This is a genomic window from Novosphingobium sp. HNCC26BN242 (genome assembly GCF_057180525.1).
The window spans coordinates 1,521,835-1,548,151 of record NZ_JBXUGM010000001.1 but is presented as its reverse complement, the minus strand read 5'-3'; the positions used below and the strand labels follow the sequence as shown (position 1 = coordinate 1,548,151).

Here is a 26,317-nt window from a genome sequence, read left to right as displayed (position 1 = left end):
GGTGAGCGCCGACATTTTCAGCCCCGTCCGCCTCGGCGACATCGAACTTGCCAACCGCGTGGTCATGGCCCCGATGACACGCGACCGCGCTGGGCCATTGGACGAGCCGACCGACCTGATGGTGGAATACTACCGCCAGCGCGCCAGCGCCGGCCTCATCATCACCGAAGGCACCCAGCCCTGCCCCGAAGGCAAGGGATACTGGCGCACGCCGGGCATCCATTCGCCCGAACAGGTGGCCGGATGGCGCAAGGTGGCTGATGCGGTTCGTGCGCAGGGCGGGCGCATTGCGGTGCAGCTGATGCACGTGGGCCGCGCCTCGGTGCGCGCGAACAAGGCCGCCGATGCTGAAACCGTGGCCCCCAGCGCAATCCCCAGCCCCGATCCGATCCCCGGCCCCGATGGCGTGCCGGTGCCCACAGAAATGCCGCGCGCGCTTGAGGGGCACGAAATTCCGCAAGTCATCGCGCAATATGTGGCCGCCGCGCGCAATGCGGTTGACGCCGGGCTGGATGGCGTGGAGTTGCACTGCGCCAGCGGCTATCTGCCGATGCAGTTCCTCTCGTCAAACTCCAACCAGCGCAGCGATGCCTATGGCGGCTCTGCCGAAAACCGCGTGCGCTTTGTGGTCGAAACGCTCAGCGCGCTTGCTGCGGCCATTGGCCCGGGCCGCGTCGGCTTTCGCATTTGTCCCGGCGTCAAGTTCAATGGCATGGACGATGCCGATCCGGCGGAGACTTACGCCACGCTGCTGCGCGCAGTCGATGGATTGGATTTGGCATGGTGCCACCTGATCCACATCCCGAACGAGGGTTTTGACGCGCTCGAACTGGTCCGCGACAACTGGACTGGCCCGGTGATCGAAAACTGTGGGCTGACGCTGGACAAGGCGCAAGCCGTGATCGCCGATGCTAAGGCCGATGCGGTGTCGTTCGGCTATGCCTTCATCGGCAACCCCGATCTGGTTGAGCGCTTTCGCCAAGGTTTGCCGCTTGCCAAGGCTGATCGCGGCACCTTCTACACCGGCCATGGCGATGATGCGAAAGGCTACACCGACTATCCGAGGGCGGATTGAGATCTGACGGGACAATCCTTCGCATACACGTATTTTATAATGGACTTTATTACGCATTAGATTGACATCAGCGCCATTCAGCGCCCATATGCCTAACAAACGTGCATTGGGAGAATCGCAGATGCTGCAGGACATGGTCGGCAAAGTGGCGCTTGTCACTGGCGGGAGTGATGGCATTGGTCTGGCCACCGCGCGCCTGTTGGTGCAGCGCGGCGCAACCGTTGCGATCTGCGCCCGGCGTGAAGACAAGCTTGAGGCCGCACGCGCCGAACTGTCCGCACTCGGCCATGTCGAAGTCCACAAGCTCGACGTATCCGATGATGCCGCCTTCACTGCGCTGATTGAAGATATCGCCGCGCGTCATGGCCGGCTCGATATGCTGGTGAACAATGCGATGTCGGTGCATTATGCGCCCATATCCAAACTCTCGCTCGAACATTGGCGGCAGGACTTTGCGGTTAATGCAGATGCCGTGTTCGTCGGCACCAAGGCCGCGATGAAAGTCATGGCCAAGCAGGACCTTTCAGGCCGTCAGCGCGGATCAATCGTCAACATCGCGTCCACCTGCGGCATCCGCGCGATGCCCAACATGGCCAGTTATTCCGCCTCCAAGGCTGCGCTGGTTCACTTTACCGCCGCAGCCGCGATGGAAGGCGCAACCAAAGCCATCCGCATCAACGCCATCGTGCCGGGGCAAGTGCAGACCGCCGCCACACAAGACTATGAATCGCACGCGCCCGAAGTCGCCAGCGCCACGACCAAGGCGATCCCGATGCAGCGCGGCGGTGATCCTGATGAACTGGCGCAGGCCATCGTGTTCATGCTGTCCGATGCAGCCAGCTACATCACCGGCACCGCGCTGCCGGTTGATGGCGGCAAAGCTGCACAACTCTACATGCCGGGCTGACACCACATGAAACTGGGATTTTCCGCCGCTGACGAAGCGTTCCGTGCAGAATGCGCCGATTGGCTGCAGGCGCAGATGGCAGGCGAATTTGCCGATATCAAAGGCGTAACGCAGCTGACCGCCATGCCAGAACGGCGGCGCGAATGGGAACAGCATCTGGGCGAACACCGCTGGGGCTGCATTGGCTGGCCCACACAATGGGGCGGGCGCGATGCCACGCTGGCGCAGCAGGTGATCTTCGCCGAAGAATATGCCCGCGCCGGCATTCCGGGCCGCATCAACCACATCGGCGTGGAACTGGCCGGGCCAACGCTGCTGACATTCGGTACCGATGAACAGAAGCGCCGCTTCCTGCCCGATATCGCCGCTGGCCGCACGATCTTTTGTCAGGGCTTTTCCGAACCTGGCGCGGGATCAGACCTTGCCAGCGTGCGCACGCGCGGCGTGCTTGAAAATGGCGAATGGATGGTCAACGGCCAGAAGATCTGGACCAGCCTTGCCCACATTTCCGACTGGATCTTCGTTGTCACCCGCACCACTGAGGGATCGCAGGGGCCAAAGGGCCTGTCGTTCCTGATGATGGAGCTGAACCAGCCCGGCATCGATGTGCGCCCGATCCGCCAGATCAACGGCGATGCCGAATTCAACGAGACGTTCTTCACCGATGCGCGCTGCCCCGAAGACAGCCTGATTGGCGCACCCGGTGATGGCTGGCGCATCGCAATGGGCCTGCTGGCGTTTGAGCGCGGTGTTTCCACGCTCGGCCAGCAAATGGGCTTCCGGCATGAATTCGATTCCATCGTTGCCGCGGCCAAAGCCAATGGCAAAGCGCATGATCCCGTCATCCGTCAGCGCATTGCGCAGGCCAAGATCGGGCTGGACCTGATGCGCTATGGCGCCCTTCGGATGCTGTCCAACACCGATCATTCGGCCATCGATGGCGCGGCGCTGACCTACAAGATCCAGTGGGCATCGTGGCGCCGCACGCTGGGCGAACTGGCGATGGACGTGCTGGGGCAAGCGGGCGAAGTGGCCGAAGCTGACGCCTATGAGTGGGACGTGCTGCCCAACCTCTATCTCTACAGCCGCGCCGACACGATCTATGGCGGCACCAACCAGATCCAGCGCAATCTGATCGCCGAACGCGGACTTTCGCTTCCCCGTGAACCACGTGGATGATGAATCCATGGCTCTTGCCCAGCGTTCTTGCGTAATCTAATCGCAGAATTCCACGAATACGCTGGGCCAAGGACCGGGACTTTGAGCGATGAGAAGCCGCAACGCCGATTGAAGGGCACGGCGCTCGACGATACGGATCGCCGGATCGTCGAAGTCCTGACCCGCGATGGACGCGCCCAAAGCACGGCCATTGGCGAAGAACTTGGCCTCTCGGGCAATCTGGTATCCAACCGCATCCGCGCGATGGACGCTGCCGGACTGATGCGCGTGGTGGCCGTGGGCGATTATCGCATCCACGGCTATCGCTTGGTTGCGCGCATCCGGCTGCAAGTCAGCGGGCGAGCGCCGATAGAGGTGGCCCAGCAACTGGCTGAGCGGGACGAAGTGCTGTCGGTTCACATTACTTCAGGCCGGTTTCCAGTGTCGTGCCTCTATGCCTTCCGCAATGCGCGCGAAATGCTGGAAGCTGTGCGGCAGGCCACAGCCGATATTCCGGGCGTCGAAGATGTCGATGTTGAACTGATCAACAATGTCTATCGTTATGTCCCCACGGTTGGCCCGCTCGGAACGTGAAAACGATGGAAACGCCTGAATTCCCCACCACCGATCAGCTGGACCGCGATATTGCAGTGATGCTGGCACAAGACGCCCGGCTTTCGTTTCGCAAGATCGCCGCCGATCTGGGCGTGACCGAAGGTACCGTGCGCGGGCGGGTGAAGCGCTTGCAGAACGCCGGCCTGCTAAAGCTGGTGCCGATTCTGGATATTGACCGCACGCGCGACCCGACCGGAACCCCGGGTTTCGGGCAGCACATGATGTTCATCACGATCAAATGCGCGAACGGAAAGCTCGATTTGGTGCGCGAGGCTTTGCTGGACATGCCGCAAGTGAGCGCGCTCTATGACGCCAACGCTGCGCCGCGTCTGGTCGCAGTGTGCATCCTGCCCAGCCTGGAGGATGCCGCAGCCGTGATGAACCACGTGGTCTCCATCGACGGCATCCGCGAGGCCGACAGCGAACTCGTGCTGCAATCAATCAAATACAACGCCGCCATCGCGCCGATTGCAACGGTGGCGGATTTGTACGCGGCGCAGGGGTCGGCGGACATAGGCTAAAAACTAACCTCCCGCGCGTGTCGAGCCCTCGACAAGCTCGGGATAAACTTCGTGCTTTGGCACGAACGGATCTCGGGTTAAGTCAGGTTCAGGGACCAACCGGCAGCATCACCGGCGCAAACGTCGACAGCAGCGCCGCGTCCAGCACTTGCGCTTGCCCCGTGATGAAACCCGCCGCCGGGCTGGCCAGCCATAGCGCCACTTCGGCCACGTGCTGCGCCCGGCCCATGCCGCGAAGCTGAACGCGCGGCAGGTCTTGGGGATCGATCATCGCCACATCGGCCGCACCAATCAACGGCGTTTCCACCCCGCCGGGGCACAAGGCGTTGATCCGCGCGCCGCGCGCCGCAAAGGCATCGACGCAGGACTTAACCAGGCCCACCACGCCATGCTTGGCCGCGCTATAGGCAGGGTTTGCCGGGTGCCCCACCACGCCCGCCGCCGATGCGGTGACCACCACCGCGCCGCCTTGTGCGATCACCGGCTGCACCGCCTTGATCCCGTTGAACACGCCCTTCAGGTTCACGGCTATCAATGTATCGAATAGCGCCTCGTCCACCGTGTCCAGACCTTCGGCCGCGCCATAAAGCCCGGCATTGAGGAACGCGACGTCAAGCTGGCCAGCCTGCTCCATCACCTGCGCGACCATCGCCTGATTGCTGCCATAATCGGCCACATCCACCTGCACCGCGCCAGCACTGCCGCCGATTTCCGCCGCTACCGCCTGCGCACCGGCAAGATTAAGGTCCGCGCAAAACACCCGCGCGCCTTCCTTCGCAAAGCGGATCGCCGCCGCCCGCCCAATGCCCGATGCCGCGCCGGTGATCAGGGCGACTTTGCCTGTGAACCTGTCCGTCATCCTCAAATCCCTTTGCTATTGCCCGCGCAGTTCGGTCTTCAGCACTTTGCCCGAAGCATTGCGCGGCAGATCCTCCACGAACACGAAGCGGCGCGGCACCTTGTAATTGGCCATGTTCTCACGCGACCACGCGATCAGGTCAGCCTCGGTGGCCAAAGCGCCGGGGCGCAGCACCACGAAAGCGCGACCCACCTCGCCCATGCGCTCATCGCCTACGCCCACCACGGCGACCATGCCGATGGCCGGGTGGTCGGCGAGCAGCTTCTCCACTTCCGCCGGATAGACGTTGAACCCGCCCGAGATATAGAGGTCCTTCTTGCGGTCAGTAATGCGCAAGTATCCACGCTCGTCCATCGTGCCGATGTCGCCGGTATGCAGCCAGCCATCGGCATCAATAGCCTCAGCGGTGGCGGCAGGATCATCGAGATAGCCCAGCATAACGCCCTGTCCGCGCACCAGTACTTCGCCGGTTTCCCCGCGCGGCACTTCATGGCCCGCATCATCAGCCACGCGCACTTCGTTGCCCGGGAAGGCCGCTCCGCATGTGCGGGCGATGGTTTCGGCATCATCTCCGGGCACGCACGTGGTGATGTTCACGCATTCGGTCATGCCATAGGCGGTGATCAGATCGGTCATGCCCAGATCCTTGCGAATGCGCTCCACCAACGATGGCGGCACGGTGGCCGCCCCGGTCGTGCCCCCGCGCAAGGATGAACAATCCCACTGCCGTTTGTCCAATTCGGCCAGCAGCATCTGAAAGATCGTGGGCGGCCCTGGCATGAAGGTCACCCGTTCACGCTCGATCAGTTCAATCGCCTGCGCCACATCGAACTGCGGCATCGGCACGGCCACAGCGCCTGCCAGAATGCACGCCACCCAGCCCACTTTCATGCCGAACGAATGGAAAAACGGGTTGACGATCAGATAGCGGTCGCCCTCCACCAATCGCGTATTGGCAATCCATACCGCAGCTTGCGGCAGGATCTGACCATAAGTCATCAGCACGCCCTTGGGGCTGCCGGTGGTGCCGCTGGTGAAAAGAATGTCGGACACGGTATCGGCATCGATCTGCGCCAGCGCCGCATCGACCGCCGGGTCATCCGCGCCCTTGCCCATGGCGGCAAAAGCATCAAACCCGCTATCGATCAGCACCGTCTGCTCCAGCGCAGGCAGCGCCTCGCCCGCAATCAGCGCGCGGTAATCGATGCCGAGGAAGCTTTCGACCGTGAACAGCAATTTGGTGTGGGTGCGCCGCAGGATATCGCCCGCCTCGCGCCCCTTCAGCCGGGTATTGAGCGTGACCACGCTGGCCCCGCAGGTCATCGCCGCAATCGCCGCCACAATCCATTCGCGCGAATTGGGCGCCCACACGGCCACCCGGTCACCCGCCCCCACACCTTGCGCCAGCAGGGCCGAGGCGACGGCGCGGCTGTGCTGCCACAGATCGGCAAAGCTCCACACGCGGCCCTGATCAATGACAGCTGGCGCATCGCCCCACTGCGCCGCGGCGGCCTGCGCGGCGTGAGGGATGGTCGGGGGGAGCGGGGTCAGCGTGGTCATGATCCTGCGCTTCAGGCCACTTCGAACAGACCGGCAGCACCCATGCCGCCCGCCACGCACATCGACACGATCACATACTTCACCCCGCGCCGCTTACCTTCGATCAGCGCGTGGCCGACCAGACGCGATCCCGTCATGCCGAACGGGTGGCCAATGGCGATGCCGCCGCCGTTGACGTTCAGCTTCTCGGGATCGATCCCCAGCTTCTGCTGGCAGTACACGGCCTGAGACGCGAACGCCTCGTTGATTTCGAACAGGCCAATGTCCTCAATCTTCAAGCCCGCCCTGTCGAGCAACTTGGGAATCGCGAACACCGGGCCAATGCCCATTTCATCCGCGCCACAGCCCGCCACCTGAAACCCGCGATAGATGCCCAGCACCGTGCGTCCTTCGGCCCGCGCGGTATCGAGGTCCATCAACACTTGCGCCGAAGCGCCATCGGAAAGCTGGCTGGCGTTGCCGGCGGTCACATGCTTGCCTTCGGCAATCACCTGCCCGTTCTTGAACACCGGCTTCAGGCCCGCCAGCGCTTCATACGTCGTGCCCGCACGCACGCCTTCGTCTTTGGTCAGCGTGATCTCTTCCTTGCCGGTCTCGTTGCCTTCCTTGTCAAACAAGGCTTTGGTCACCGTGATCGGCACGATTTCGTCATCAAACTTGCCCGCGGCCTGCCCCGCGGCTGCGCGCTGTTGCGAAAGCGCCGCGAACTGGTCCTGTTCCTCGCGGCTCACGCCATAGCGTTCGGCCACAATTTCCGCCGTCTCGATCATCGCCATATAGGCGTAAGGATCGGCCGCATTGATGAACTGCGACCGGTTGCGGAACGCGGGCGCGTGCTTGTTGAGCGTGAGCGAAATGCTCTCCATCCCGCCGGCAACCGCCACGTCGATCTCGTTGCACATGATCCCGCGCGCGGCGAGCGCAATGGCATTCAGGCCCGATGAACACTTGCGGTCCAGCGTGAAGCCTCCCGTGCTGTCGGGCAGGTTAGAACCATGCACCGTCAATCGCCCGAGATTGTAGCTCTGCGTGTTCCAGTGGTTGCCCACGCCCAGATAGACATCATCCACCCGCGCAGGATCGATCCCGGCCCGCTCCAGCGCGGCGTTGACTACGTGGGCCGAAAGAACCGGGGCTTCGGTATCGTTGAAGGCACCACGGTAGGCTTTGCCAACGCCGGTCCGGGCGGTGGAAACGATCGCTGCTTCGCGCATGGGAAATCCTCTTGAAGGGGCTGGCGGTCAGGCAAAGCCGTGCATGTTGGTCGGGCCGAAGTAGGCCCGCATTTCAATGACCTTGTTGTCATCGTTGAACTTGAACGTATCGATCACATCGACATGCATGTCCTTGCCGCCAAGGTTCAGCAGCACGGTAAAGGCAAAGGCCGCATAAGGCCCTGCAATCCGCACCGGCCCTTCCAGCTTCAGCTTCGCGCCGGTCTGCATCGATGCGGTGTAGAAGCCCAGAATGGCATCGTGGCCGATGTGTGCGGGGCTGCCGATGGGGTCTTCCACATTGGCATCGGGCGCAAACAGCGCAGCCACGCGCTCGGGGCTATTGGCATCGAATGCGGCCACATATTCGTGGACGGCGGCTTCCATTGCTTTGGGATCAGGCATGTCTCTCACTCCGGAAAATAGCGGCTGATGGTATCGAGCACGCAGGCGGGCTTCTCTTGACCCTCGATTTCAACGGTAACACGCACGACCGACTGGATCGCGCCTTTCACTTCCTCAACCGTGATGATCTCGCCCACGCCGCGAATGCGGCTGCCGACTTTCACCGGATTGAGGAACCGCAACCGATCCGCGCCAACATTCACCGCATGGGCAAAGCCGTGGACCTCGATCAGTTGCGGCAGGAAGTAATTCACAAGGCTCATCGTCAAGTAGCCATGCGCGATGGTGCCGCCGAACGGGCCTGCCTTCGCACGCTCGACATCGACATGAATCCACTGGTGATCGCCGGTGACCTGCGCAAAGCCGTCCACGCGGTCCTGCTCAATGGCGAGCCAGTCGGTCGGCCCTAGCTTGGTGCCCTCCTTGCCGATCAGGTCGGCGGGCTTGGCGAAGATCACCGCCATACTCACGCCTTCTGGCTCGATACCGGCACGATCTCGCCCGTCATGTACGATGACAGGTCGCTGGCGAGGAACAGCATCACGTTGGCCACTTCCCACACTTCGGCAGGGCGACCATAGGCCTCTGTCTTGACCAGCTTTTCCAGCATTTCCTCGGTCGTCACCTTGGCCAGGAACGGGTGCATGGCAAGGCTGGGCGCCACCGCATTGATGCGCACGCCATGGTCTGCCGCTTCGAGAGCGGTGCACCGCGTAAACGCCATCACCCCCGCCTTGGCCGCAGCATAATGCGCCTGGCCCCGCTGCGCACGCCAGCCCAGCACCGAGGCGTTGTTGACCATCACGCCCGAACGCGCCGCATACATCGAAGGCAAAAACGCCCGCGTCATGCGGAACAGGCTGGTCAGCGTCACGTCGAGCACGCGGCTCCACTGGTCGTCGGTCATGTCCACGACATTGGCCTCACCGCCAAGCCCGGCGTTGTTGATCAGCACATCGACCTTGCCGAACGCTTCAAGCGATGCATCGCGCAGGTCCTGCACAGCCGCTTCGCTGGTCACATCGCACACCACGGTAACGGGCCGCTCGCAGCCTACTTCCGCCGCGATCCGATCTGCTGCTTCGCCAAGGCGGCGTTCGTGGAAATCGCTGATCAGCACCCGCGCGCCTTCTTCGGCGGCACGCTTGGCCACGGCATAACCGATGCCGGTGCCCGCCGCAGCGGTAACCACCACGGTCTTGCCCTTGAGCATTCCAAGCGGCACGGGATAGGCGGGGACGGGAACAGTCATGCGTTTCCTCGGGGTTCGCGGGGTAAGCCCAGACCGCGCTCGGCAATCTGGTTGCGCTGGATCTGATTGGTGCCGCCGTAGATAGTGTCGGAGCGGCTGAAGAGGTAGAGATTGGGCAGCGTCGGCCAGCGGTACTCATCGCCCTGCGCCAGTTCGCCTTCCTGGCCAAGAACGTCCATCGCCAGCTCGCCCAAGTCGCGCCGCCACGTGGCCCACTGGATCTTGTAGGTGAGCGCCGCACCATCGATCGCGGCAAGATCGGTGCCCGAAAGCATTCGCAGCGCGCCATAGCGCATCAGCCGCAGCCCGATTTCAGCGGCTGCAAGACGCTGGCGCACGACCGGATCGGCAGCCTTGCCATTGGCCTTGGCCGCCGCGATCACTGCATCCAGCTCGTTGCGGAATTGCATCTGCTGGCCCAGCGTCGAAACGCCGCGCTCAAACGCCAGCAGCGCCATCGCCACTTTCCAGCCTTCGCCCGGCGCGCCCAGCATCGCATCGGCGGGGCAGCGCGCGTCGGTCAGGAAGGTCTCGTTGAATTCGGCCTCGCCGTTCATCTGGCGGATCGGGCGCACATCGATGCCGGGCTGGTCCATGTCCATCAGCAGGAACGACAGGCCCTTTGGCCCTTTCGATCCTTCCTCGGTCCGCGCCACGACAAAGATCATGTCGGAATAGTGCGCAAGGCTGGTCCAAACCTTCTGGCCATTGACCACCCAATCGCCACCCTCGAGAACGGCTTTGGTCTTCACATTGGCAAGGTCGGACCCGGCCCCCGGCTCGGAATAACCCTGACACCAGATCTGCTCACCCGCCGCTATTCCGGGCAGATAGCGCGCCTTCTGCTCTTCGGACCCGAAAGCCAGGATCGTCGGCCCCGCCAGCTCGACGCCGATGTGGTTGATGCGGTTCGGAGCGCCTGCCCGCGCATATTCCTCGGCAAAGATCACCTGCTGCGCCAGAGTGGCATCGCGCCCGCCCCAAGCCGCGGGCCAACCAATGCACGACCAGCGGTGCTGGCTGAGTTGCTGCTCCCATTCCTTGCGGCGCGGAATTGCGTCGCACAGATTGGGAATGCCGCGAATGTCGGCAAAGGGCCCTGCCATCTGCGCCTGCAACCAGCCTGCACATTCGGCGCGGAACGCTTCATCCTCGGCTGAAAAGCCCAGCTTCATGCAGCAGCATCCAGCACCAGCGCGGCAATCTGTTCACGGTGCCACTGGCTGTCACCCAGCATGGAGCTGATCGAACGCGCGCGCTTGAAAAACATGTGCGCATCATGCTCCCACGTAAAGCCAATACCGCCGTGCAGCTGGATCATGTTGCCCGCGCACATATGGAACGTATCGGCGCAAAACGCCTTGGCCGAATGGAGCGCAATCTGCGCCTCGTCCGATCCCTCGTCTACTGCGCAAGCCGCCCAGTACACGGCAGAGCGCGCCTGTTCGATCTCGATCATCATGTCGGCCAGACGGTGCTTGTAGGCCTGGAACGATCCGATCTGCCGCCCGAACTGCACGCGCTCTTTCGAATAGGCTACGGTCCGGTCCAGAGCCGCTTGCGCGCCGCCAAGTGCTTCAGCCGCAAGGCCAATCCAGCCCGTCACGTGCAGCGCATGGTTGGCCGCAGCATGATTGGCGAACGGTTCAGCCGCCGCACCATCAAGCATGATCGTCGCCAAAGGCCGCGTCTGGTCCATCGTCACATGCGGCGTGATCGTCACGCCCGGTGCCGATGCTTCCACCAGCAGGCACTGGTCCCCCGCTGTCAGCACCAGCAGGTCCGCCACTGCGCCATGCGGAGCAAAGCGGAACGTGCCCGAAAGCGTGCTCTCACCCACCTCCGCATCGGCGCTCCATGCTGATGTCGCGATAACTTCACCCGACACCAGCGCGGGCAGCCACTTGGCCTTCTGCGCATCGGTGCCGCCTGCCACCAGCGCATGGGCCGCGCGCGCATTGCCCAGCAGCGGGAGCGCCGCCACTTGCGCGCCTGCCGCCTCGGCGATCAGCGCAAATTCCACCATGCCAAGGCCGACCCCGCCCAGCTCTTCGGGCACGCCGATCCCGGCAAGACCCAGTTCGGTGCAGAAGCTGCTCCACAACTCGCGGTCGATGCCGTCCGCCGTCATCGCCTTGCGCGTCCGTTCGCTCGTCGCGTTCTCGGCAAAGAAGCCGCGCGCCGTTTCCGCGATCATCGCCTGTTCTTCGGTGAATGCGAATTCCATCAGACTTGTCCTTGAATATGAATTTCTTACGCGGTGCCCCAGACCTTGCGCGGGGGCACGCGGTCGGCCAGCAATTGGTCCACCGCATCGCCCACTTGCGCCGGGTCCCAACGCGCTGGCTGGTCGACGAACGGGCCTTCGCGCCAACCGTCCTCCAGCATGATCTTGCCGCCTTCCAGTTCGAACACGCAGCCGGTGACATGGGCCGAAGCCGCGCTGCCCAGCCACACCACGGTGGGCGCAACATTGGCCGGGTCCATTACGTCGAACCCGTCTTCCACCACTTTCATCTTGTCGGCGAAAGCACCCTCGGTCATCCGCGTGCGCGCCGATGGAGCCAGCGCGTTGGCAGTAATGCCATAGCGTCCCAGTTCCGCCGCCTGCACCAGCGTCAGCGCGGCGATGCCGCCCTTGGCCGTGGCATAGGCCGCCTGCGCGATAGAGCCTTGCAGCCCCGCACCGCTCGACGTGTTGATGATCCGCGCATCGGGTTCGCGGCCCTCTTTCTGCTTGGCACGCCAGTAGTTCACCGCATGGCGTGCAAGGCAGAAGTGCCCGCGCAGATGCACATGCATCGTCGCGTCCCATTCCTCCAGCGTGGCCGAAACGAACATCCGGTCCCGCACGATCCCGGCGTTGTTGACCACAACGTGCAAGTCGCCGAACGCAGCCAGCGCAGCCTCGACAATGCGTCCCGCCGCGTCCCAATCGGTGATGTCTTCATAGTTGGCGATGGCGTTTCCGCCCGCCGCCTTGATCTCTTCCACCACGGCATCAGCCGCGCTGGTATCGCGGCCTTCACCGCCCAGCGATGTGCCGATATCGTTCACCACTACGTTCGCACCCTCGGCCCCGAAAGCCAGCGCATAGGCGCGGCCCAGCCCGCCTGCGGCCCCGGTGATGATGACAGTGCGGTTTTCGCAAATGCCCACGCAAATTCTCCTGAGAAATCAGATCTGGCCGACCGGAAGCAACAGATGCTGCGACACGTCGCCAATGTAATCGAGCATCGAATAATCGCGCGTGGCAAAGCGCCAGACGCCATCGACGCGCACAAAGCTGTCGTGATAACGGCCCGATGCCACCGCCTGCAGCGGCAGGTCGGGCGTCTGCTGGAACACGGTATAGACAGAACGGCAAGTGGCTGAGCCTGCGTGCTTGTCCACTTCGATAATCGGGTTCGTAATAACGTGCCGGGTGCGCGGCGTGCCGCAAGGATAGATCCGCACAAACGCGCGCCACTGCGCCAGCATCGGCGCAGCCCCTTCCACCACTTGCCCACCGCTCATCGTCACGCGGGCATGGGCGAACATCTCGGCCACCTGCTCCAGTTCGCCCGCATCCATCAGTTCGGCATAGCGATAGAGCAAGTTGGCGATTTTCGTGGCCGCGCCCATGGCCTTACAGCCTTTCGATGATGGTGACGTTGGCCTGGCCGCCACCTTCGCACATCGTCTGCAGACCATAACGCCCGCCGGTGCGCTCCAGCGCGTTCAGCAGCGTGGTCATCAGCCGCGCACCCGATGCGCCCAGCGGATGGCCCAGCGCAATCGCGCCGCCGTGGATGTTCACCTTGTCGTGGCTGATGCCCAGTTCCTGCATCCATGCCATCGGCACAGACGCAAACGCCTCGTTGCATTCGAACAGGTCGATGTCGTCCACAGTCATGCCGGCCTTGGCCAGCGCATATTGCGTGGCCGGGATGGGCGCGGTCAGCATCCACACCGGATCGTCGGCACGGACCGAGATGTGGTGGATGCGCGCACGCGGTTTCAGCCCGTGTTCCTTCACCGCCCGTTCGCTGGCCACCAGCAAGGCGGCGGCGCTGTCGCAGTTCTGGCTGGCCACGCCTGCGGTAATCACCCCGCCTTCCTGCACGGTGCGCAGGGCGGCAAGGCCTTCCAGCGTGGTGCCGGGGCGGATCGTCTCGTCATGGGCAAGATCGCCCAGCGGCGCAATTTCATTGGCGAACCAGCCCGCATCGGTCGCTGCCTGTGCGCGTTGGTGGCTGGCCACGGCAAATTCTTCCATCGCCGCGCGGGTGATGCCCCATTTGGCTGCGATCATCTCGGCCGAGTTGATCTGATTCAGCAGCCCATCGCCATAGCGTTCGCGCCAACCGACCGAGCCTGTGAACGGATCGCCAAAGCCATAGGCCTCACCGGCATACATGGCAGCGGAAATCGGAATGGCGTTCATGGCCTGACTGCCCCCTGCCACCACCAGATCCTGCGTCCCGCTCATCACGCCTTGCGCGGCAAAGTGCAACGCCTGCTGGGAGGAGCCGCACTGCCGGTCAATCGTCGTGCCGGGCACATGCTGCGGCAGACCTGCCACCAGCCAGGCGGTGCGGCCAATGTCGCCCGCCTGCGGCCCGATGGTATCGCAACAGCCCCACACAACGTCGTCCACCAGCCCTGCGTCAATCCCGGTCCGCGCGATCAGCGCCTTGATCGGATGCGCGCCAAGATCGGCGGGGTGGATTTCGGCTAGGCTGCCCTTCTTGCGCCCCACAGGCGCGCGCACGGCATCGATGATATAAGCTTCAGGCATGTTCATTCTCGCGGGCAAAGGTTTGATCCGCGCCAACCGGCTGGCTGAACACGCGCGTGGCAATGCGGCTGGTGTGGAAAGCGGGCGTGCCCCAGCTCTGCTTCAGCGCCAGCGCCCGCTTCAGGAATAGGTGGACGTCCACCTCCCATGAATAGCCCATCGCGCCATGCACCTGGATCGATGCACGCGCGGCCTGCTCTGCCGCCTCCAACGCCACGATCTTGGCCTGCGAAGCGCGGGCGCGTGATTGCACGTCGCCGTGGGCAACCTCTGCCGCAGCGGCAAAGACCATAGGCCGGGCAAATTCAATCGCCGTCTGCGCGCTGGCCAGATGGTGCTTGACCGCCTGATACGAACCAATCGGCTTGCCAAACTGCGTGCGGTCCTTGGCATAGGCCACCGCCAGATCGACTGCGCGCTGCGCAAGGCCCATACCCATCGCCGCCGCAAACACCGCCGCGCGGTCCAAGGCCAGGCCCCAATTCGCAGGGCCAAGGTCCGTTGCGCTGGACGCATCCCACTCGATACGGAACAAGCGGCGGAACGGATCGATGGATTCCACCGGCGTCAGCGTCACCTTGTCAGGCGTGGTCACAAAGGCGTGGCCATCGCGCTCGATCACAATCGCAGCGGCGATATTGGCATTGGCGACCACCGGATTCATCGCAGGCGCCACCGCAATGATCGCCGCCGGATCGGCCAGCGCCGGATGACCGGGCGCAAGGCTGGCCAGCAGCGGCGCGCCGATCCCGGCGCTTTCCACCAGCGGCTCGGGCAAGGCCACATAGCCCGCCTCAATCGCGATCAGCGCAAAGTCCAGTTCGCCCAGCCCCATGCCGCCCGCCGCTTCGGGCAGCAGCAGCGCGGCAAAGCCGTTCTCTACGATCTGCGCCCAGCGCGCAGCGTCAAACGCCGCGCCCTGCTCCATCAGCTTGTGCCAGTGATCGGGCGTGCAGGTATCGCCCAGCAACGTGCGGGCGGTGTCGGCAAACATCTGCTGTTCATTGGAAAGGGTGAAGTCCATCGGTCCGTTCCTCCCGATCAGCGCGGCAGGCCGAGCATGCGCTCGGCAATGATGTTGCGCTGGATTTCGTTGGACCCGGCATAGATCGACCCGGCCAGCGAGAAGATGTAATCGTCGAGCCAGTCATGCTCACCGGTCGGCGTGACTAGCTCAGCCTCCGCGCCCAGAATCGCCAGCGCGGTTTCGTGCAGGTGGATGTCCATTTCTGACCAGAAGATCTTGTTGGTCGATGCCTCCGCCCCGATTTTTGCGCCTGCCATCAGCCGCGATGCGGTTTGATAGATGTTCAGCGCATAGGCCTCGGCATTCACATGCGCGCGCACCACCGCGCCTTCCAGCGCCGGATCACAGCTGTTCTTGCGCCGCTGCCACAGCGCCGCCAGCGCAGCGGCAGCCTCCTGAAACCGCGCAGGCGAACGCAGCATCAGCCCGCGCTCAAACCCTGCCGTCGCCATGCAGATGTGCCAGCCCTGCCCTTCATCGCCCAAGCGGTTGAAGGCAGGCACCCGCACGTTATCGAGGAATATCTCGGCAAACCCGACATGCCCGTTGATCTTGCGGATCGGATTGCGCGTCACGCCCGGTGCGTCCAGCGGGAAGAAGATCAGGCTCATCTCCTTGTGCCGCTCGCTCCCCGGCGCGCGGAACAGGCCGAACGCCCAATCGGCAAAGGCGGCGCGGCTCGACCAGATCTTGTGCCCGTTGAGCACATATTCGTCGCCCTCAAGCACGGCGGTGGCGCGCACGCCCGCAAGGTCAGACCCGGCCTGCGGTTCAGACCACGCCTGCGCCCAGATCTCCTCGCCGCTCGCCATCGGCGGCAGGAAGCGTTGCTTCTGCTCGTGCGTGCCGAATTCCATCAGCGTGGGACCCAGCAGGAAAATGCCGTTCTGGTTGACCCGCCCCGGCGCGCCCGCGCGGTAATACTCTTCTTCAAAGATCAGCCACTGGATCAGGTCCAGCCCGCGCCCGCCATATTCCTTGGGCCAGGTAACCATGCCCCAATCGCCGCTTTTCAGCGTCGCTTCCCAAGCGCGGTGGGCCTCAAAACCTTCGCGCGAGGCATCGAAATGCTCCAGCTTGCCCGTGGGCACATGCGCTTCCAACCACGCGCGCACTTCGGCGCGGAAGGCAGTCTGTTCAGGAGTGTACGTCAGATTCATCAGAACTTTGCCACCGTGCCGGTTTCCACAAAGGCATCGCGCGCCTTCTGGCTGTCTTCGTGCATGTACATTTCCAGCGTGAAGCCTTGTTCCCAGCGATAGCCCCGGTCCACATCGCGCGGCTCCAGCCCGTTCAGCGCTTCCTTGGCGATGACCAGCGCCTTGCGGCTTTTCGATGCAATCACGCCGCAGAACGCCCGCGCCTCGGCCACCAGATCGGCGCGCGGCACCACCTTCTCCACCGCGCCAAGGCGATAGGCCTCAGCCGCCGGGATGTTTCCGCCGGTAAAGAACGCCGCGCGCACTTTATGCAGCGGCAACATCCGCGAAAGATGACTCGCCCCGCCCATTGCACCGCGATCCACTTCGGGCAGCGAGAAATAGGCATCATCGGCCGCAATGATCGTGTCCGAAGCGCCGCAGATGCCGATGCCGCCCCCGATTACGAACTTGTGCGCGGCCACTACCACCGGAATCTCGGCATCGCGGATCGCCTTGAAGGTAAGGTAATTGCCGCGGTTGAGCACCGTAATCCGCTCGGGATGCGCCTGCATCTCCTTGATATCCACGCCCCCGCAAAACCCGCGCGACTCCTCCGCCGCACGGATCAGCACCACGTTGACTTCGGGATTGCTTGCCGCGTCCCTGATGATCGCCGGCAGCGACATCCATGTTTCGCTGTCAAACGCGTTGACCGGCGGCACATCGAACACGATCTCGGCGATGCGGTCCTTGATGCTGGTGGTAATTCCCATCAAATCTCTCCGTTCGTGAGAGCGGCAATCCTCGCGCGCGCCTCAGCCTCGATCCCCTGCATAAGGTCGGCACACGTAGGCAGATCACTCAGCCGCCCGGCCACCACGCCCGTGGCCATCAACCCATTCTGAGCATCGCCCGCTTCCACCGCGCGCATGATCATCATCGGGGCAGCCGCCGCCATGATCGCCTGCGCCAGCGGCATTTCGCCATGCGCGGTCATGGCCTTGGCGCTGGCCAGCACCTGCCCCACACTCCAGCCATTCTGGCGCTTCATCTCAAGCCCGGCTTCCATCGCGCGCGCCCACATCGCCAGTTTGCCCGATCCTTCGATCCGGCGGAGCAGCGGGTTCAGGATCATCCGCTGCGGAATGCCGTCCACCTTGGTGGTTACCGCAATGTCCCCGGTCCCGGCTTTGACATAAGCCGCCTTGGGCGCGCTCGGCACCGGGCTTTCGGCGGTCATCAAGAACCGCGTGCCCATGGCAATGCCCACCGCGCCAAAGGCCAGCGCCGCCGCCAGCCCGCGCCCATCGCCAAAACCGCCTGCGGCCACCACGGGCACGTCCACTGCGTCCAGCACTTGCGGCAGCAGCACCGTGGTCGGCACCGCGCCGGTATGGCCGCCGCCTTCACCGCCCTGCACAGTCACCATCTCACAGCCCAGTTGCACCATCTTCTGTGCATGTTTCACTGCGCCCACGGTGGGGATGCACAGGATGCCTGCATCACGAAACGCGCCGATCATCTTGGCGTCCGGCCCGCGCCCGAAGCTGACCGCGCGCACCCGGTCCTTGTTGGACAGAATCGCCTGCACGATCTGATCGGCCCCGGGCTGAAAGCTGTGAAAGTTCACGCCGAAATTGTGCGGCGTAAGGTCCCGCAACCGCGCAATTTCCTCGCGCGCTTCGGCAGGCTGCATCACCGCACAGGCCAGAAACCCGAACGCACCCGCATTGCTTGATGCGGCGACAAGCTCCGGCTTGGCAACCCAACCCATCGCGGTCTGGATCACCGGCAACCGGCACCCCAGACGCTCGGTCAAAATCGTGGCAAGCACATCGCTCATCAGGATTTTTCGGCCTTGTTGGCCGATGCCGCAGATTTCCCGCTCACGCCGCCGATGGAATCGCCGGTCAGCAGATCGTTCTGCGCATGGGCAAAGTGGTGCATGTGATAGACCGCGTCCATCGCCGCCCGCTTGCCGCGCAGTTCTTCCACGTGGTTCACTGCCTGCTTGGTCAGCCAGTTGCCCAGCCGGTTCTGCGTGGCAAGCTTTGCCGCCCACACCGTTGTCGCCTCTCGCAACTGGTCACGCGGCACCACCTTGTTGACCATGCCGAAATCATAGGCGCGTTGCGCGGGCATGCGCTCGCCCAGCAGCAGGAATTCCTTGGCCACGCGCGGCGGCAGTTCATAGGCGTGGGCGAAGTATTCCACGCCCGGAATGCCCATCAGCGGGTTGACCGGGTCCTGAAAGAACGCATCTTCCGATGCCACGATCAGATCGCACACCCACGCCAGCATCAGCCCACCGGCCACACAGGCGCCCTGCACCATCGCGATGGTCGGCTTGGAAATGTCGCGCCAGCGGCGGCACATGCCCAGATACTGCTCCTGCTCACGCGTATAAAGCAGCTCTGCACCCGGCTTGTTGGTGTGCGGCGGAAACATCAGCCGCTTGTCGAACTCGTGATGCAGATCGCGCCCCGGCGTGCCGATGTCGTGCCCGGCGGAAAAGTGCTTGCCCTCGCCCGCCAGCACGATGCAGCGCACCGCATCATCTCGCACCGCGCGGTTGAAGGCATCGTCCAGCGCATAAGTCATCTGCCCGTTCTGGGCATTGTTGAACTGCGGCCGGTTCATCGTGATCCAGGCCACGCCGTCCACCACTTCGTAGCGCACCGGCTCGTCCGTCTCGTAAACGATGTCGACGGCCTTGGGCGTCACCAGATCGGACATGTCACGCTCTCCCATCACGCAGCCCGCTTCGCTGGCGGGTTGTCTTTCAGCACGGTGGCACGGATGTTGTGCGGGTCAAGGCTGGCGATGACTTCCAACGCTTCAGCGGTCGGCAGCAGCGTTTCGGTGACATTCTCGGCACAGACCAGTTCAAACCCAGTCGCCGCCTGCACGTCCTCAAACGTCACGCCGGGATGCAGCGAAACCACGCGGATCGCGTTTTGCGCACCCCCAAAGTCCATCACGCACAAGTTGGTCACGATCGTGCGCAGATCGACAGCGGAATAGTTGCCACCGGGAACGCGCTTGGCCGGATTGTACCCCACGCCCGAAATCATATCGACTTCCGGCACGAACACGCGAGGGCCGTGCGCCGGGAAGAAGAACGAGTTAGGGTGGTAGATCGTGTTGCCCGGAAACCCGCGCACACCCAGCATCTGCGTCTTGGGCTTCTGGTACGTGCCGCCCATGTACGACAGGTTGATCTGCCCGAACCGGTCCAACTGCGTCGGCGTCACCATCGCATGGCGGCGGCCAGACCACACCGCGCTATCAAAAAAGCGCGAGAACGGCAGATGCCCCGCCGGTTTGCGGTCATCATACTTGCGCGGCCCCAGCGGCACCGGCTGTTCGACCAGATAGGCCTCGCCATCGGTCATCATCAATTCGGGCGTATGCGTCAGCTTGGCGAGGCCCGCGGCCAGACGCGGCACCGGGCCAACGCCCGTCGCCACGATCTCGCCATTGTCGCGGAACGCTTCGGAACAGGCAAAAATGCACAAGTCTACAAGAGAGATATCACTCATCAGAAAATCGGCAGCGGGAGAGCCGCGACCGCCTCCTTTCCGCCAATGGATTCAAGATATTCGGCTTCCGATGCGCCCACAAAGCGGTCTGCCACAGCTGCCCAGTCACCAGGATCGCGCGCGCTGTCGGCATAGGCCTTGAACGCCTTCATATCCCAGCCATAATGCGGCGGCATCGAGCTGGGGTGCGCCCCGCCCGGCATTTCCACCACGCCTGAAACAAAGCACCGCTCGAACAGATTGAATTGCGCGTCCTGCGGGTAGTGGTCCTCCATCCGGTCCACCAGTTCCTCGCACGAAACATAGGCCTTGGCCGCTGCCTTGGCGAACCATTCATCGTAGTATGCGTCCGGCCCGAACACCTGCACGTTCCCGCGCCAATCGCTGCGGTTCACATGGATCAGCGCCGCATCCAGTTTCAGCGCGGGCATCGCGATCAGCGTTTCGGCATCGTCGTAGGGCGATTGCACGGTCTTCAACCCGCCCAGTGCGGCCAGATCAGTGCCAAGCCCGACACGCGTCGGCAGGAACGGCAGGCCAAAGGCTGCTGCCTTCAGCCCCCACTGGAACATGCCCTCGTCCAGCTCCAGCACTTCCAGCATGCCGCTTTCGCGCGCTTTGCGGAACCACGGCTCCAGCGGAATGGCATCAAGGCTGACAAACGCAAACACCAGCTTGCGCACTTTGCCCGCCGCGCACAGCATCCCCACATCTGCCCCGCCATAGGCGACCACGGTCAAGTCTTTCAGGTCAGAGCGCAGGATTTCGCGCACCAGCGCCATCGGCTTGCGCCGTGGACCCCAGCCACCAATCCCCAGAGTCATGCCATCGGACAATTGCGCAACGATTTCCGCTGCGCTCATTCTCTTGTCGAGGCTCACGCCTGTACTCCCTGTGATTCTGCGCCTGATTGTTCTTCCATGGCTTTCTGCCACGCCCAGACATGGCCCCATTCGCTGGGCACCAGATGCGCGGTCGGCGTCCAGCTTTTGGGGTCGATCACCAGCGGATCAGACCCGATCTCGATGTCAAAGCCCGCTGGCGTCTGCATGTAAAAACCAAACGTCTGGTCATTCACATGGCGCCCGATCGAGGCGCTTTCGGGCACCTTGTTCACTCGCATCCGGTCATAGCATTTGCCCACATCGCTCTGCGTCTTCATCTCCAGCATCAGATGGACGCAGCCCGATGGCGGCACCGGCATTTCGCCGATCGCCACCGAATGATGGCGGCCATTGTCGGCATGCATGAAGGCAAAACCCATGCCCGGATCATTGGGATCGTCGGTGAAATGAAAGCGCGGAATGTCGGTGTCGGCAAAGCCGATGGCCTTGTAAAAGCTGTGAGCCTCGTCAAAATTGGGCGTGGCAAACACCGCATGGCCCATGCCCATGTCACCGGTCACAAACCCGCTGACGCCCACTTCGGAAACGAACGCCACATCATCGCGCGTGTCGCCGCAAAAGAATTCCAGGCCATTGCCCGAAGGATCGCTGGTGCTGAAAAAGGCCTCCACGCCGCGCGCCGCAGCACCTGCTGCATCGCCATCTGTCACCGGGCGGCCCAGCCCCGCAATGGTGTCACGCAAAGCCGCCAACGACCCTGCATCGCCCACGTCATAGCCTGCCGCCAGCAGCCTGTCGGCCTCACCCTGCTCCACCCAGAAGCGGAACGGGCGATCATCGATGCGATAAGTCGCAACCCCTTCTGCAGGGCTCGTACCCCGCATCACGCCCACCACTTGCGTCATGAAGTGGTCCCACGCGTCCGCCTTCGCGGTAGCAATCCTGACATAGCCCAGTGACTTGATGCCCATGGCCGTCAACTCCCTTTAACGAGGTCGAGGAAGTAGGGCCGCTCGCCCCCTCCATCGACGTTGATGCGTGCGCCGCTGACCCACGATGCCAGGCTGGAACTCAGCCACAGCACGGCGCCCGCCACGTCCATTCCGGTGCCCATGCGCTGCAGCGGCAGTGATTTCGCCACCGCATCCTGCGCAGCGGCGTCGCCATATGTTTCCTCAGCCGTCTCGGTCTGCATCAGCCCGACGATGATCGCGTTCACGCGCACCCCGTCCGGCCCCCACTCCTGCGCCAGGCTCTGTGTCAGGCTCAGCAGCCCGGCTTTGGCCGCGCCATAGGCCGCCGTGCCGGGTGATGGGCGGATGCCCGATACGCTGGCGATGTTGATGATGCTGCCGCCACGTTCGCCAGAGTTGGCTTCCTGCATGTGGGCATAGGCATATTGCGACATGTACATCGCCGAATGCAGGTTCAGCTTCACGATGGCATCGAAAAAGCGCGGGCTGGCCGTGGCCGGAGCCTGTGGCGAACCGCCCGCATTGTTGACCAGAATATCCAGCCGCCCATGCTGCGCTGCCACCGCCTCAACCAACCCTTGCGCCTGTTCGGGATCGCGAATGTCTGCCGCGCGAAAAGCAATACCTTCAGGCAGATCATCCGGCGCAGTCCGCCCGCACACCGTCACCGCCGCGCCCGCCGCTGCCAGCGCCTGCGCAATCTGCCGCCCAAGCCCGCGCGTTCCGCCGGTGACGATAGCGACCTTTCCGGTCAGATCGATGTGGTCCGTGCCCTGCACCGGGGCTGCTCTCCCATGTTCTGCCGATGCAGGCGAAAAACCCGCTGCACCAGATTCGAAATCGCCAATATCGAAAGGCTATAGGCTTTTCAATTGACGATTTGCGTATCCAATGCAATCTTAAATTACGAATGCAGTGCAGAAATGCACGAAATTGAGTCGTGCCGCCGAATGCGCATGGCCATGGGAGTGGAAGACGCAGATGACCGCATATTCGCCGCACAAACCGTTGCCGATCACACACGTGCCGCAGTGGGATTTTGAAACCGACATCGCCATTATCGGCTTTGGCGCCACCGGAGCCAGCGCCGCCATCGAGGCGCGCGAGGCGGGCGCGCGCGTGATGCTGTTCGAACGCAGTTCGGGCAGCGGTGGAGCGTCTGCCCTTTCTGGCGGCGAAATCTACATCGGCGGCGGCACCGATGCGCAAGCAGCCGCAGGCTTTGCAGACACGGTCGAGGACTTCACTACCTATCTCAAACTCGCCGGCGGTCCCTGTGTTGATGAGGCCAAGTGCGAACTCTATGGCCGCGAAGCACTGTCGCACTACCAATGGCTCAAGGATCAGGGCGTGCCCTATCGCGGCAATTTCCTGCCCGGCAAAGTGATCGAGCCGACCGACGATTCCACCCTGATCTGGTCGGGCAGCGAAGCCGCCGCGCCGTTCTACAAGCACGCCAAGCCCGCCCCGCGCGGCCACGTGATCCAGCACATGGGATGGGGCGGTGGCCGCCCGCTGGTCGATATCCTTGAGGCGCGCGCCCGCGATCTCGGCACCGAAATTCACGTCGATGCCCGCGCCGTGGCGCTCATCACCGATGGGGACCGGATTGCAGGCGCGGTGGTCCGCATCGACAATCAAGACCGCTTCGTCCGCGCGCACAAAGGCGTGGTGCTTGCAACCGGCGGCTTCGTGTTCAACGAGGCGATGCGCCGCAAATATTGCCCCGAAAGCTTCCGCGTCAACAGCCCCATCGGCGACAAGGACGATGGCATCGGCATTGAACTGGGCGCATCGGTCGGCGGTGATCCGATCCACATGGACCAGTTCTTCACCACCTGCCCATGGACCATCCCGGAAGATCAGGCCTATGGCGTCTTCGTCAATGTCGCAGGCCAGCGCTTCATCAACGAAGACTGCTATCACGGCCGCGTCAGCCGCTGTGCGGTCGATCAGCCCGGCGGCAAAGTCTACCTGCTGCTCGATAGCGCCCACTTCACCCAGCCGCTCGACCTTGCCGGGATCACCATCGCGGGCACGGGCGAAACGTGGGAGGAAGTCGAAGCTGAACTCGAAATGCCCGCAGGCACGCTCTCGACCACCATGCACTTCTATAACACCCACGCGCGCGAGGGCAGCGATCCGCTGTTTGACAAGCAGGTGCCAATCCTCAAACCGCTCGACCAGTCGCCGTTCGTCGCGCTCGAATGCAATTTTGAAACCAGCTATTTCAGCTTCTTCACTTTGGGCGGACTGAAGACTTCGGCGGACGCAGAAGTGCTGGATCGTAGCGGCAGCCCCATCCCCGGCCTCTTTGCCGCAGGGCGCTGCACATCGGGCCTGCCCGCATGGGGCCACGGCTATTCCTCGGGCCTCAGCCTTGCCGATTGCACTTTCTTCGGACGCCAGGCCGGCCGCAGCGCTGCCGCTTGATCCCCCATCGCAAAGGACTTCTGATGCTCACCAAGGTAGCCCTGAACAACACCGACCTTACCGTCAGCCGCCTGTGCTATGGCACCAACATGCTCGGCTGGATGCTCGATCAGGGCAAGTCGAACGCCATCCTCGATACCTTCGCGGACCTTGGCGGGAACTTCATCGATACCGCGCGCAGCTATGGCGATTGGATGCCCGATGCCCCGGTGGGTGCCAGCGAACGCGCGATTGGCGCATGGCTAAAAACGCGCAACCGCTCCGACATGGTAATCGCCACCAAGGGCGGCTTCTTTGATATGCGCGCAGGCGATTATCGCAACCGCGTAACGCCTGCCGACATCGCCACCGATCTTGCCCAAAGCCTAGACCACCTCGGCACCAGCACCATTGACCTCTATTTCCTGCACATGGACAACCCCGAAAGCCCGGTTGAACCCATCATCGATGCCATGATCGCACACCGCGAAGCAGGCCGCATCCGCCACTTCGGCGCATCGAACTGGGCAGCCGCCCGCATCACCGCTGCCAATGCCTATGCCGCATCGCTGGGCAAGGCAGGCTTCGTCGCCTCGCAAACCTTCTGGGGCCTCGCCGCGCCAGATGCCGCTGCCGCTGCGCAGCAGGGCTATCAGCACTACTACGAGGGAGAGTACGAAGCTCTGCACGACGGCGGCCTGCCCATCGTCGCCTACGCCGCGCAATCGGGCGGCTACTTCACCAAGCTGGCAGCCGGAGAAGTGGGCGAGCAACTCGCCGCGCGCTATGCCAACCCGGTGAACGAACGCCGCCTGGCCGTGGTGCAATCGCTTGCGGCAAAGCACGGCGTGTCGATCAACGAAATCGCGCTGGCCTATCTGCTCAGCCAGCCCAACCAGACGGTAGCCATCTTCGGCGGCTCCTCGCCCGAACAAGTGGCCGAAAGCGCCAAGGCCGATGCGCTGATGCTAACAGCAGAGGAACTGGCAGCGCTGCGCGACGCCTGATGCAAAACCACCGCCAAAGCCCCAAACCCCGCTCATGCTGAGCCTGTCGAAGCATGCCAACGCCGCGCTCAACGCCTTTCGACAGGCTCAGGGCGAGCGGGGATTTAAGGGGAAGATTTGCTTCTAGGCGCGATTGGCCAAAACCCGCCGCACACTCTCCACCGCCAACCTCGCCCGCTCCTCACGTGCCACCACCCCCACCGCATGATCGCGCGGAATCTCCACACTCACCGGGCACCCCGGCGGCAAAGCGCCCAAGAACCCGGCCACATCAAACGCGCCCTCCCCACACAGCAGCCGCTCCGAAGAGGCCTCCCGGTCCAGATCATCGGGCGGCACCAGCGGCCCATCGGCCACTTGCGCATACAAGACAGAACCCCCAGCCGCAGCCAGTTCAGCAATCGTCCCACCCGACCGCATCAGGTGCAGCAGATCGACATTCACCCTTACCGCACCGGGACGCCCCACCTGCCCCACCAGCGCCAGCGCCGCCGCCAATGATCGCACCTGACTTTGCGGATAGAATTCCACCGCCACCCGGTGCCCGAACTGCGCGGCCATATCACAGAACCGCCCGAACATATCCGCCCGCCGTGCCGCATCCCGGTCATAGACCAGCACATTGAGCAAACCCGCGCCCAATTCCGCCGCGCATTCCATCGCAGGCGCAAAAGCCGCCAGATCGGTGCGCCCGCCCAGCGAGAACGGATAGGCAAGGTCCAGCACTACGCCCAGATCGTCCATCACCGCCCTGACTTCCGCCCGCGCCGCCCGGTCGCCCACGATGTCGAAGGGCGGCATCAGCGGCAGTTCTTCCATCGGATGCAGGAACAGGCACATCCCCGCGCACCCCGCCGCATGGGCCGCTTGGGCCAGTTGCACCGGCGTCGTGTCGGTCACGGTCAGATGATCAAGACTGAGGCGAAGCATGGAGCATGCTCTAGCCCCTTGCGTTTCGCGTTTCCACAAGCGATTGTGCCCATATAGCTAATTACTCGTAGATCAGACACGATTCTACAGCG

The 26,317-nt window shown here is 63.4% G+C and carries 28 protein-coding genes; 7 read left to right on the top strand and 21 right to left on the bottom strand.

Annotation, left to right across the window (positions count from 1 at the left end; translation table 11 throughout):
• The first annotated feature begins 1 nt into the window (after position 1).
• The 5 genes from AC2A1F_RS07120 (at position 2) to AC2A1F_RS07100 (ending at position 4,276) form a co-directional block, all read left to right on the top strand.
• Entirely contained in the window at positions 2 to 1,075 is a 1,074-nt protein-coding gene (locus tag AC2A1F_RS07120) for an alkene reductase (protein ID WP_484208038.1), read from the top strand.
• A gap of 88 nt (positions 1,076 to 1,163) precedes the next feature.
• Positions 1,164 to 1,982, top strand: coding sequence for an SDR family NAD(P)-dependent oxidoreductase (locus AC2A1F_RS07115; protein WP_484208037.1), 819 nt, complete (start codon positions 1,164 to 1,166; stop codon positions 1,980 to 1,982).
• Positions 1,983 to 1,988: 6 nt separating this feature from the next.
• Positions 1,989 to 3,161, top strand: coding sequence for an acyl-CoA dehydrogenase family protein (locus AC2A1F_RS07110; protein WP_484208036.1), 1,173 nt, complete (start codon positions 1,989 to 1,991; stop codon positions 3,159 to 3,161).
• Positions 3,162 to 3,242: 81 nt separating this feature from the next.
• On the top strand, positions 3,243 to 3,734 hold the full coding sequence (locus AC2A1F_RS07105; protein WP_484208035.1) for an Lrp/AsnC family transcriptional regulator: 492 nt from the start codon (positions 3,243 to 3,245) through the stop codon (positions 3,732 to 3,734).
• A 5-nt stretch (positions 3,735 to 3,739) separates the two neighbouring features.
• On the top strand, positions 3,740 to 4,276 hold the full coding sequence (locus tag AC2A1F_RS07100; RefSeq protein ID WP_484208034.1) for an Lrp/AsnC family transcriptional regulator: 537 nt from the start codon (positions 3,740 to 3,742) through the stop codon (positions 4,274 to 4,276).
• An 88-nt stretch (positions 4,277 to 4,364) separates the two neighbouring features.
• Here the strand turns inward: AC2A1F_RS07100 and AC2A1F_RS07095 are convergent, their stop codons facing one another.
• Genes AC2A1F_RS07095 through AC2A1F_RS07000 form a run of 20 tightly spaced genes read right to left on the bottom strand, consistent with a single transcriptional unit; the run spans position 4,365 to position 22,655 of the window.
• The gene (locus AC2A1F_RS07095; protein ID WP_484208033.1) at positions 4,365 to 5,135 is read right to left on the bottom strand and encodes an SDR family NAD(P)-dependent oxidoreductase; all 771 of its coding nucleotides are present in this window, start codon (positions 5,133 to 5,135) and stop codon (positions 4,365 to 4,367) included.
• A gap of 15 nt (positions 5,136 to 5,150) precedes the next feature.
• Positions 5,151 to 6,695: a FadD3 family acyl-CoA ligase gene (locus AC2A1F_RS07090; RefSeq protein ID WP_484208032.1), complete on the bottom strand. Its 1,545-nt coding sequence runs from the start codon at positions 6,693 to 6,695 to the stop codon at positions 5,151 to 5,153.
• Positions 6,696 to 6,706: 11 nt separating this feature from the next.
• Positions 6,707 to 7,909, bottom strand: coding sequence for a thiolase family protein (locus AC2A1F_RS07085; protein WP_484208031.1), 1,203 nt, complete (start codon positions 7,907 to 7,909; stop codon positions 6,707 to 6,709).
• Positions 7,910 to 7,936: 27 nt separating this feature from the next.
• Complete coding sequence (locus tag AC2A1F_RS07080; RefSeq protein ID WP_484208030.1) at positions 7,937 to 8,314, bottom strand: steroid Delta-isomerase; 378 nt, start codon at positions 8,312 to 8,314, stop codon at positions 7,937 to 7,939.
• 5 nt (positions 8,315 to 8,319) lie between these two features.
• Positions 8,320 to 8,778, bottom strand: a complete 459-nt coding sequence (locus tag AC2A1F_RS07075) for a MaoC family dehydratase (protein ID WP_484208029.1) — start codon at positions 8,776 to 8,778, stop codon at positions 8,320 to 8,322.
• Between the two features lie 2 nt (positions 8,779 to 8,780).
• Entirely contained in the window at positions 8,781 to 9,566 is a 786-nt protein-coding gene (locus tag AC2A1F_RS07070; protein WP_484208028.1) for an SDR family oxidoreductase, read from the bottom strand.
• Entirely contained in the window at positions 9,563 to 10,741 is a 1,179-nt protein-coding gene (locus AC2A1F_RS07065) for an acyl-CoA dehydrogenase family protein (protein ID WP_484208027.1), read from the bottom strand. Before AC2A1F_RS07065 ends, AC2A1F_RS07070 begins: the two co-directional genes overlap by 4 nt.
• Entirely contained in the window at positions 10,738 to 11,793 is a 1,056-nt protein-coding gene (locus tag AC2A1F_RS07060; protein ID WP_484208026.1) for an acyl-CoA dehydrogenase family protein, read from the bottom strand. The genes AC2A1F_RS07065 and AC2A1F_RS07060 overlap by 4 nt, the downstream gene beginning before the upstream one ends.
• A gap of 26 nt (positions 11,794 to 11,819) precedes the next feature.
• Positions 11,820 to 12,725 carry an SDR family oxidoreductase gene (locus tag AC2A1F_RS07055; protein WP_484208025.1) on the bottom strand — a complete coding sequence of 302 codons (906 nt, stop codon included), beginning with the start codon at positions 12,723 to 12,725 and terminating at the stop codon, positions 11,820 to 11,822.
• 18 nt (positions 12,726 to 12,743) lie between these two features.
• The gene (locus AC2A1F_RS07050) at positions 12,744 to 13,190 is read right to left on the bottom strand and encodes a nuclear transport factor 2 family protein (RefSeq protein ID WP_484208024.1); all 447 of its coding nucleotides are present in this window, start codon (positions 13,188 to 13,190) and stop codon (positions 12,744 to 12,746) included.
• A gap of 4 nt (positions 13,191 to 13,194) precedes the next feature.
• Entirely contained in the window at positions 13,195 to 14,346 is a 1,152-nt protein-coding gene (locus tag AC2A1F_RS07045; RefSeq protein WP_484208023.1) for an acetyl-CoA C-acetyltransferase, read from the bottom strand.
• Positions 14,339 to 15,370: an acyl-CoA dehydrogenase family protein gene (locus AC2A1F_RS07040; protein WP_484208022.1), complete on the bottom strand. Its 1,032-nt coding sequence runs from the start codon at positions 15,368 to 15,370 to the stop codon at positions 14,339 to 14,341. Before AC2A1F_RS07040 ends, AC2A1F_RS07045 begins: the two co-directional genes overlap by 8 nt.
• Positions 15,371 to 15,387: 17 nt before the next feature.
• On the bottom strand, positions 15,388 to 16,533 hold the full coding sequence (locus tag AC2A1F_RS07035) for an acyl-CoA dehydrogenase (protein ID WP_484208021.1): 1,146 nt from the start codon (positions 16,531 to 16,533) through the stop codon (positions 15,388 to 15,390).
• Complete coding sequence (locus tag AC2A1F_RS07030) at positions 16,533 to 17,288, bottom strand: enoyl-CoA hydratase family protein (RefSeq protein ID WP_484208020.1); 756 nt, start codon at positions 17,286 to 17,288, stop codon at positions 16,533 to 16,535. The genes AC2A1F_RS07035 and AC2A1F_RS07030 overlap by 1 nt, the downstream gene beginning before the upstream one ends.
• On the bottom strand, positions 17,288 to 18,358 hold the full coding sequence (locus tag AC2A1F_RS07025) for an NAD(P)H-dependent flavin oxidoreductase (protein ID WP_484208019.1): 1,071 nt from the start codon (positions 18,356 to 18,358) through the stop codon (positions 17,288 to 17,290). Before AC2A1F_RS07025 ends, AC2A1F_RS07030 begins: the two co-directional genes overlap by 1 nt.
• Positions 18,358 to 19,251: an enoyl-CoA hydratase gene (locus tag AC2A1F_RS07020; protein ID WP_484208018.1), complete on the bottom strand. Its 894-nt coding sequence runs from the start codon at positions 19,249 to 19,251 to the stop codon at positions 18,358 to 18,360. The genes AC2A1F_RS07025 and AC2A1F_RS07020 overlap by 1 nt, the downstream gene beginning before the upstream one ends.
• A 14-nt stretch (positions 19,252 to 19,265) precedes the next feature.
• Positions 19,266 to 20,057 (bottom strand): CoA-transferase subunit beta, encoded by a 792-nt coding sequence (locus AC2A1F_RS07015; RefSeq protein ID WP_484208017.1) that lies wholly within the window; start codon positions 20,055 to 20,057, stop codon positions 19,266 to 19,268.
• The gene (locus AC2A1F_RS07010; RefSeq protein ID WP_484208016.1) at positions 20,057 to 20,938 is read right to left on the bottom strand and encodes a CoA transferase subunit A; all 882 of its coding nucleotides are present in this window, start codon (positions 20,936 to 20,938) and stop codon (positions 20,057 to 20,059) included. Before AC2A1F_RS07010 ends, AC2A1F_RS07015 begins: the two co-directional genes overlap by 1 nt.
• Positions 20,935 to 21,873, bottom strand: a complete 939-nt coding sequence (locus AC2A1F_RS07005) for a VOC family protein (protein ID WP_484208015.1) — start codon at positions 21,871 to 21,873, stop codon at positions 20,935 to 20,937. The genes AC2A1F_RS07010 and AC2A1F_RS07005 overlap by 4 nt, the downstream gene beginning before the upstream one ends.
• A gap of 5 nt (positions 21,874 to 21,878) precedes the next feature.
• Positions 21,879 to 22,655: an SDR family oxidoreductase gene (locus tag AC2A1F_RS07000; protein WP_484208014.1), complete on the bottom strand. Its 777-nt coding sequence runs from the start codon at positions 22,653 to 22,655 to the stop codon at positions 21,879 to 21,881.
• Positions 22,656 to 22,857: 202 nt separating this feature from the next.
• Between AC2A1F_RS07000 and AC2A1F_RS06995 the strand changes: the two genes are divergently transcribed.
• Together AC2A1F_RS06995 and AC2A1F_RS06990 are read left to right on the top strand one after the other, a co-directional pair.
• A complete protein-coding gene (locus AC2A1F_RS06995; protein WP_484208013.1) occupies positions 22,858 to 24,309 on the top strand; it encodes an FAD-dependent oxidoreductase in 1,452 nt (483 codons plus the stop codon).
• A gap of 23 nt (positions 24,310 to 24,332) precedes the next feature.
• Positions 24,333 to 25,295: an aldo/keto reductase gene (locus tag AC2A1F_RS06990; protein WP_484208012.1), complete on the top strand. Its 963-nt coding sequence runs from the start codon at positions 24,333 to 24,335 to the stop codon at positions 25,293 to 25,295.
• Between the two features lie 123 nt (positions 25,296 to 25,418).
• On the opposite strand, the gene AC2A1F_RS06985 is transcribed toward AC2A1F_RS06990, so the two are convergent.
• Positions 25,419 to 26,225, bottom strand: a complete 807-nt coding sequence (locus tag AC2A1F_RS06985) for a sugar phosphate isomerase/epimerase family protein (protein WP_484208011.1) — start codon at positions 26,223 to 26,225, stop codon at positions 25,419 to 25,421.
• Positions 26,226 to 26,317: the final 92 nt, after the last annotated feature.

Bases quoted from the DNA above. Each gene is read 5' to 3' on its own strand.
- AC2A1F_RS07090 (WP_484208032.1), bottom strand. From the start codon at position 6,695: ATGACCACGCTGACCCCGCTCCCCCCGACCATCCCTCACGCCGCGCAG.
- AC2A1F_RS06985 (WP_484208011.1), bottom strand. From the start codon at position 26,225: ATGCTTCGCCTCAGTCTTGATCATCTGACCGTGACCGACACGACGCCG.
- AC2A1F_RS06990 (WP_484208012.1), top strand. From the start codon at position 24,333: ATGCTCACCAAGGTAGCCCTGAACAACACCGACCTTACCGTCAGCCGC.
- AC2A1F_RS07075 (WP_484208029.1), bottom strand. From the start codon at position 8,778: ATGGCGGTGATCTTCGCCAAGCCCGCCGACCTGATCGGCAAGGAGGGC.
- AC2A1F_RS07040 (WP_484208022.1), bottom strand. From the start codon at position 15,370: ATGGACTTCACCCTTTCCAATGAACAGCAGATGTTTGCCGACACCGCC.
- AC2A1F_RS07045 (WP_484208023.1), bottom strand. From the start codon at position 14,346: ATGCCTGAAGCTTATATCATCGATGCCGTGCGCGCGCCTGTGGGGCGC.
- AC2A1F_RS07085 (WP_484208031.1), bottom strand. From the start codon at position 7,909: ATGCGCGAAGCAGCGATCGTTTCCACCGCCCGGACCGGCGTTGGCAAA.
- AC2A1F_RS07060 (WP_484208026.1), bottom strand. From the start codon at position 11,793: ATGGAATTCGCATTCACCGAAGAACAGGCGATGATCGCGGAAACGGCG.
- AC2A1F_RS07095 (WP_484208033.1), bottom strand. From the start codon at position 5,135: ATGACGGACAGGTTCACAGGCAAAGTCGCCCTGATCACCGGCGCGGCA.
- AC2A1F_RS07015 (WP_484208017.1), bottom strand. From the start codon at position 20,057: ATGAGTGATATCTCTCTTGTAGACTTGTGCATTTTTGCCTGTTCCGAA.
- AC2A1F_RS07050 (WP_484208024.1), bottom strand. From the start codon at position 13,190: ATGGGCGCGGCCACGAAAATCGCCAACTTGCTCTATCGCTATGCCGAA.
- AC2A1F_RS07080 (WP_484208030.1), bottom strand. From the start codon at position 8,314: ATGCCTGATCCCAAAGCAATGGAAGCCGCCGTCCACGAATATGTGGCC.
- AC2A1F_RS06995 (WP_484208013.1), top strand. From the start codon at position 22,858: ATGACCGCATATTCGCCGCACAAACCGTTGCCGATCACACACGTGCCG.
- AC2A1F_RS07110 (WP_484208036.1), top strand. From the start codon at position 1,989: ATGAAACTGGGATTTTCCGCCGCTGACGAAGCGTTCCGTGCAGAATGC.
- AC2A1F_RS07035 (WP_484208021.1), bottom strand. From the start codon at position 16,533: ATGAATCTGACGTACACTCCTGAACAGACTGCCTTCCGCGCCGAAGTG.
- AC2A1F_RS07100 (WP_484208034.1), top strand. From the start codon at position 3,740: ATGGAAACGCCTGAATTCCCCACCACCGATCAGCTGGACCGCGATATT.
- AC2A1F_RS07025 (WP_484208019.1), bottom strand. From the start codon at position 18,358: ATGAGCGATGTGCTTGCCACGATTTTGACCGAGCGTCTGGGGTGCCGG.
- AC2A1F_RS07115 (WP_484208037.1), top strand. From the start codon at position 1,164: ATGCCTAACAAACGTGCATTGGGAGAATCGCAGATGCTGCAGGACATG.
- AC2A1F_RS07030 (WP_484208020.1), bottom strand. From the start codon at position 17,288: ATGGGAATTACCACCAGCATCAAGGACCGCATCGCCGAGATCGTGTTC.
- AC2A1F_RS07065 (WP_484208027.1), bottom strand. From the start codon at position 10,741: ATGAAGCTGGGCTTTTCAGCCGAGGATGAAGCGTTCCGCGCCGAATGT.
- AC2A1F_RS07020 (WP_484208018.1), bottom strand. From the start codon at position 19,251: ATGTCCGATCTGGTGACGCCCAAGGCCGTCGACATCGTTTACGAGACG.
- AC2A1F_RS07005 (WP_484208015.1), bottom strand. From the start codon at position 21,873: ATGGGCATCAAGTCACTGGGCTATGTCAGGATTGCTACCGCGAAGGCG.
- AC2A1F_RS07070 (WP_484208028.1), bottom strand. From the start codon at position 9,566: ATGACTGTTCCCGTCCCCGCCTATCCCGTGCCGCTTGGAATGCTCAAG.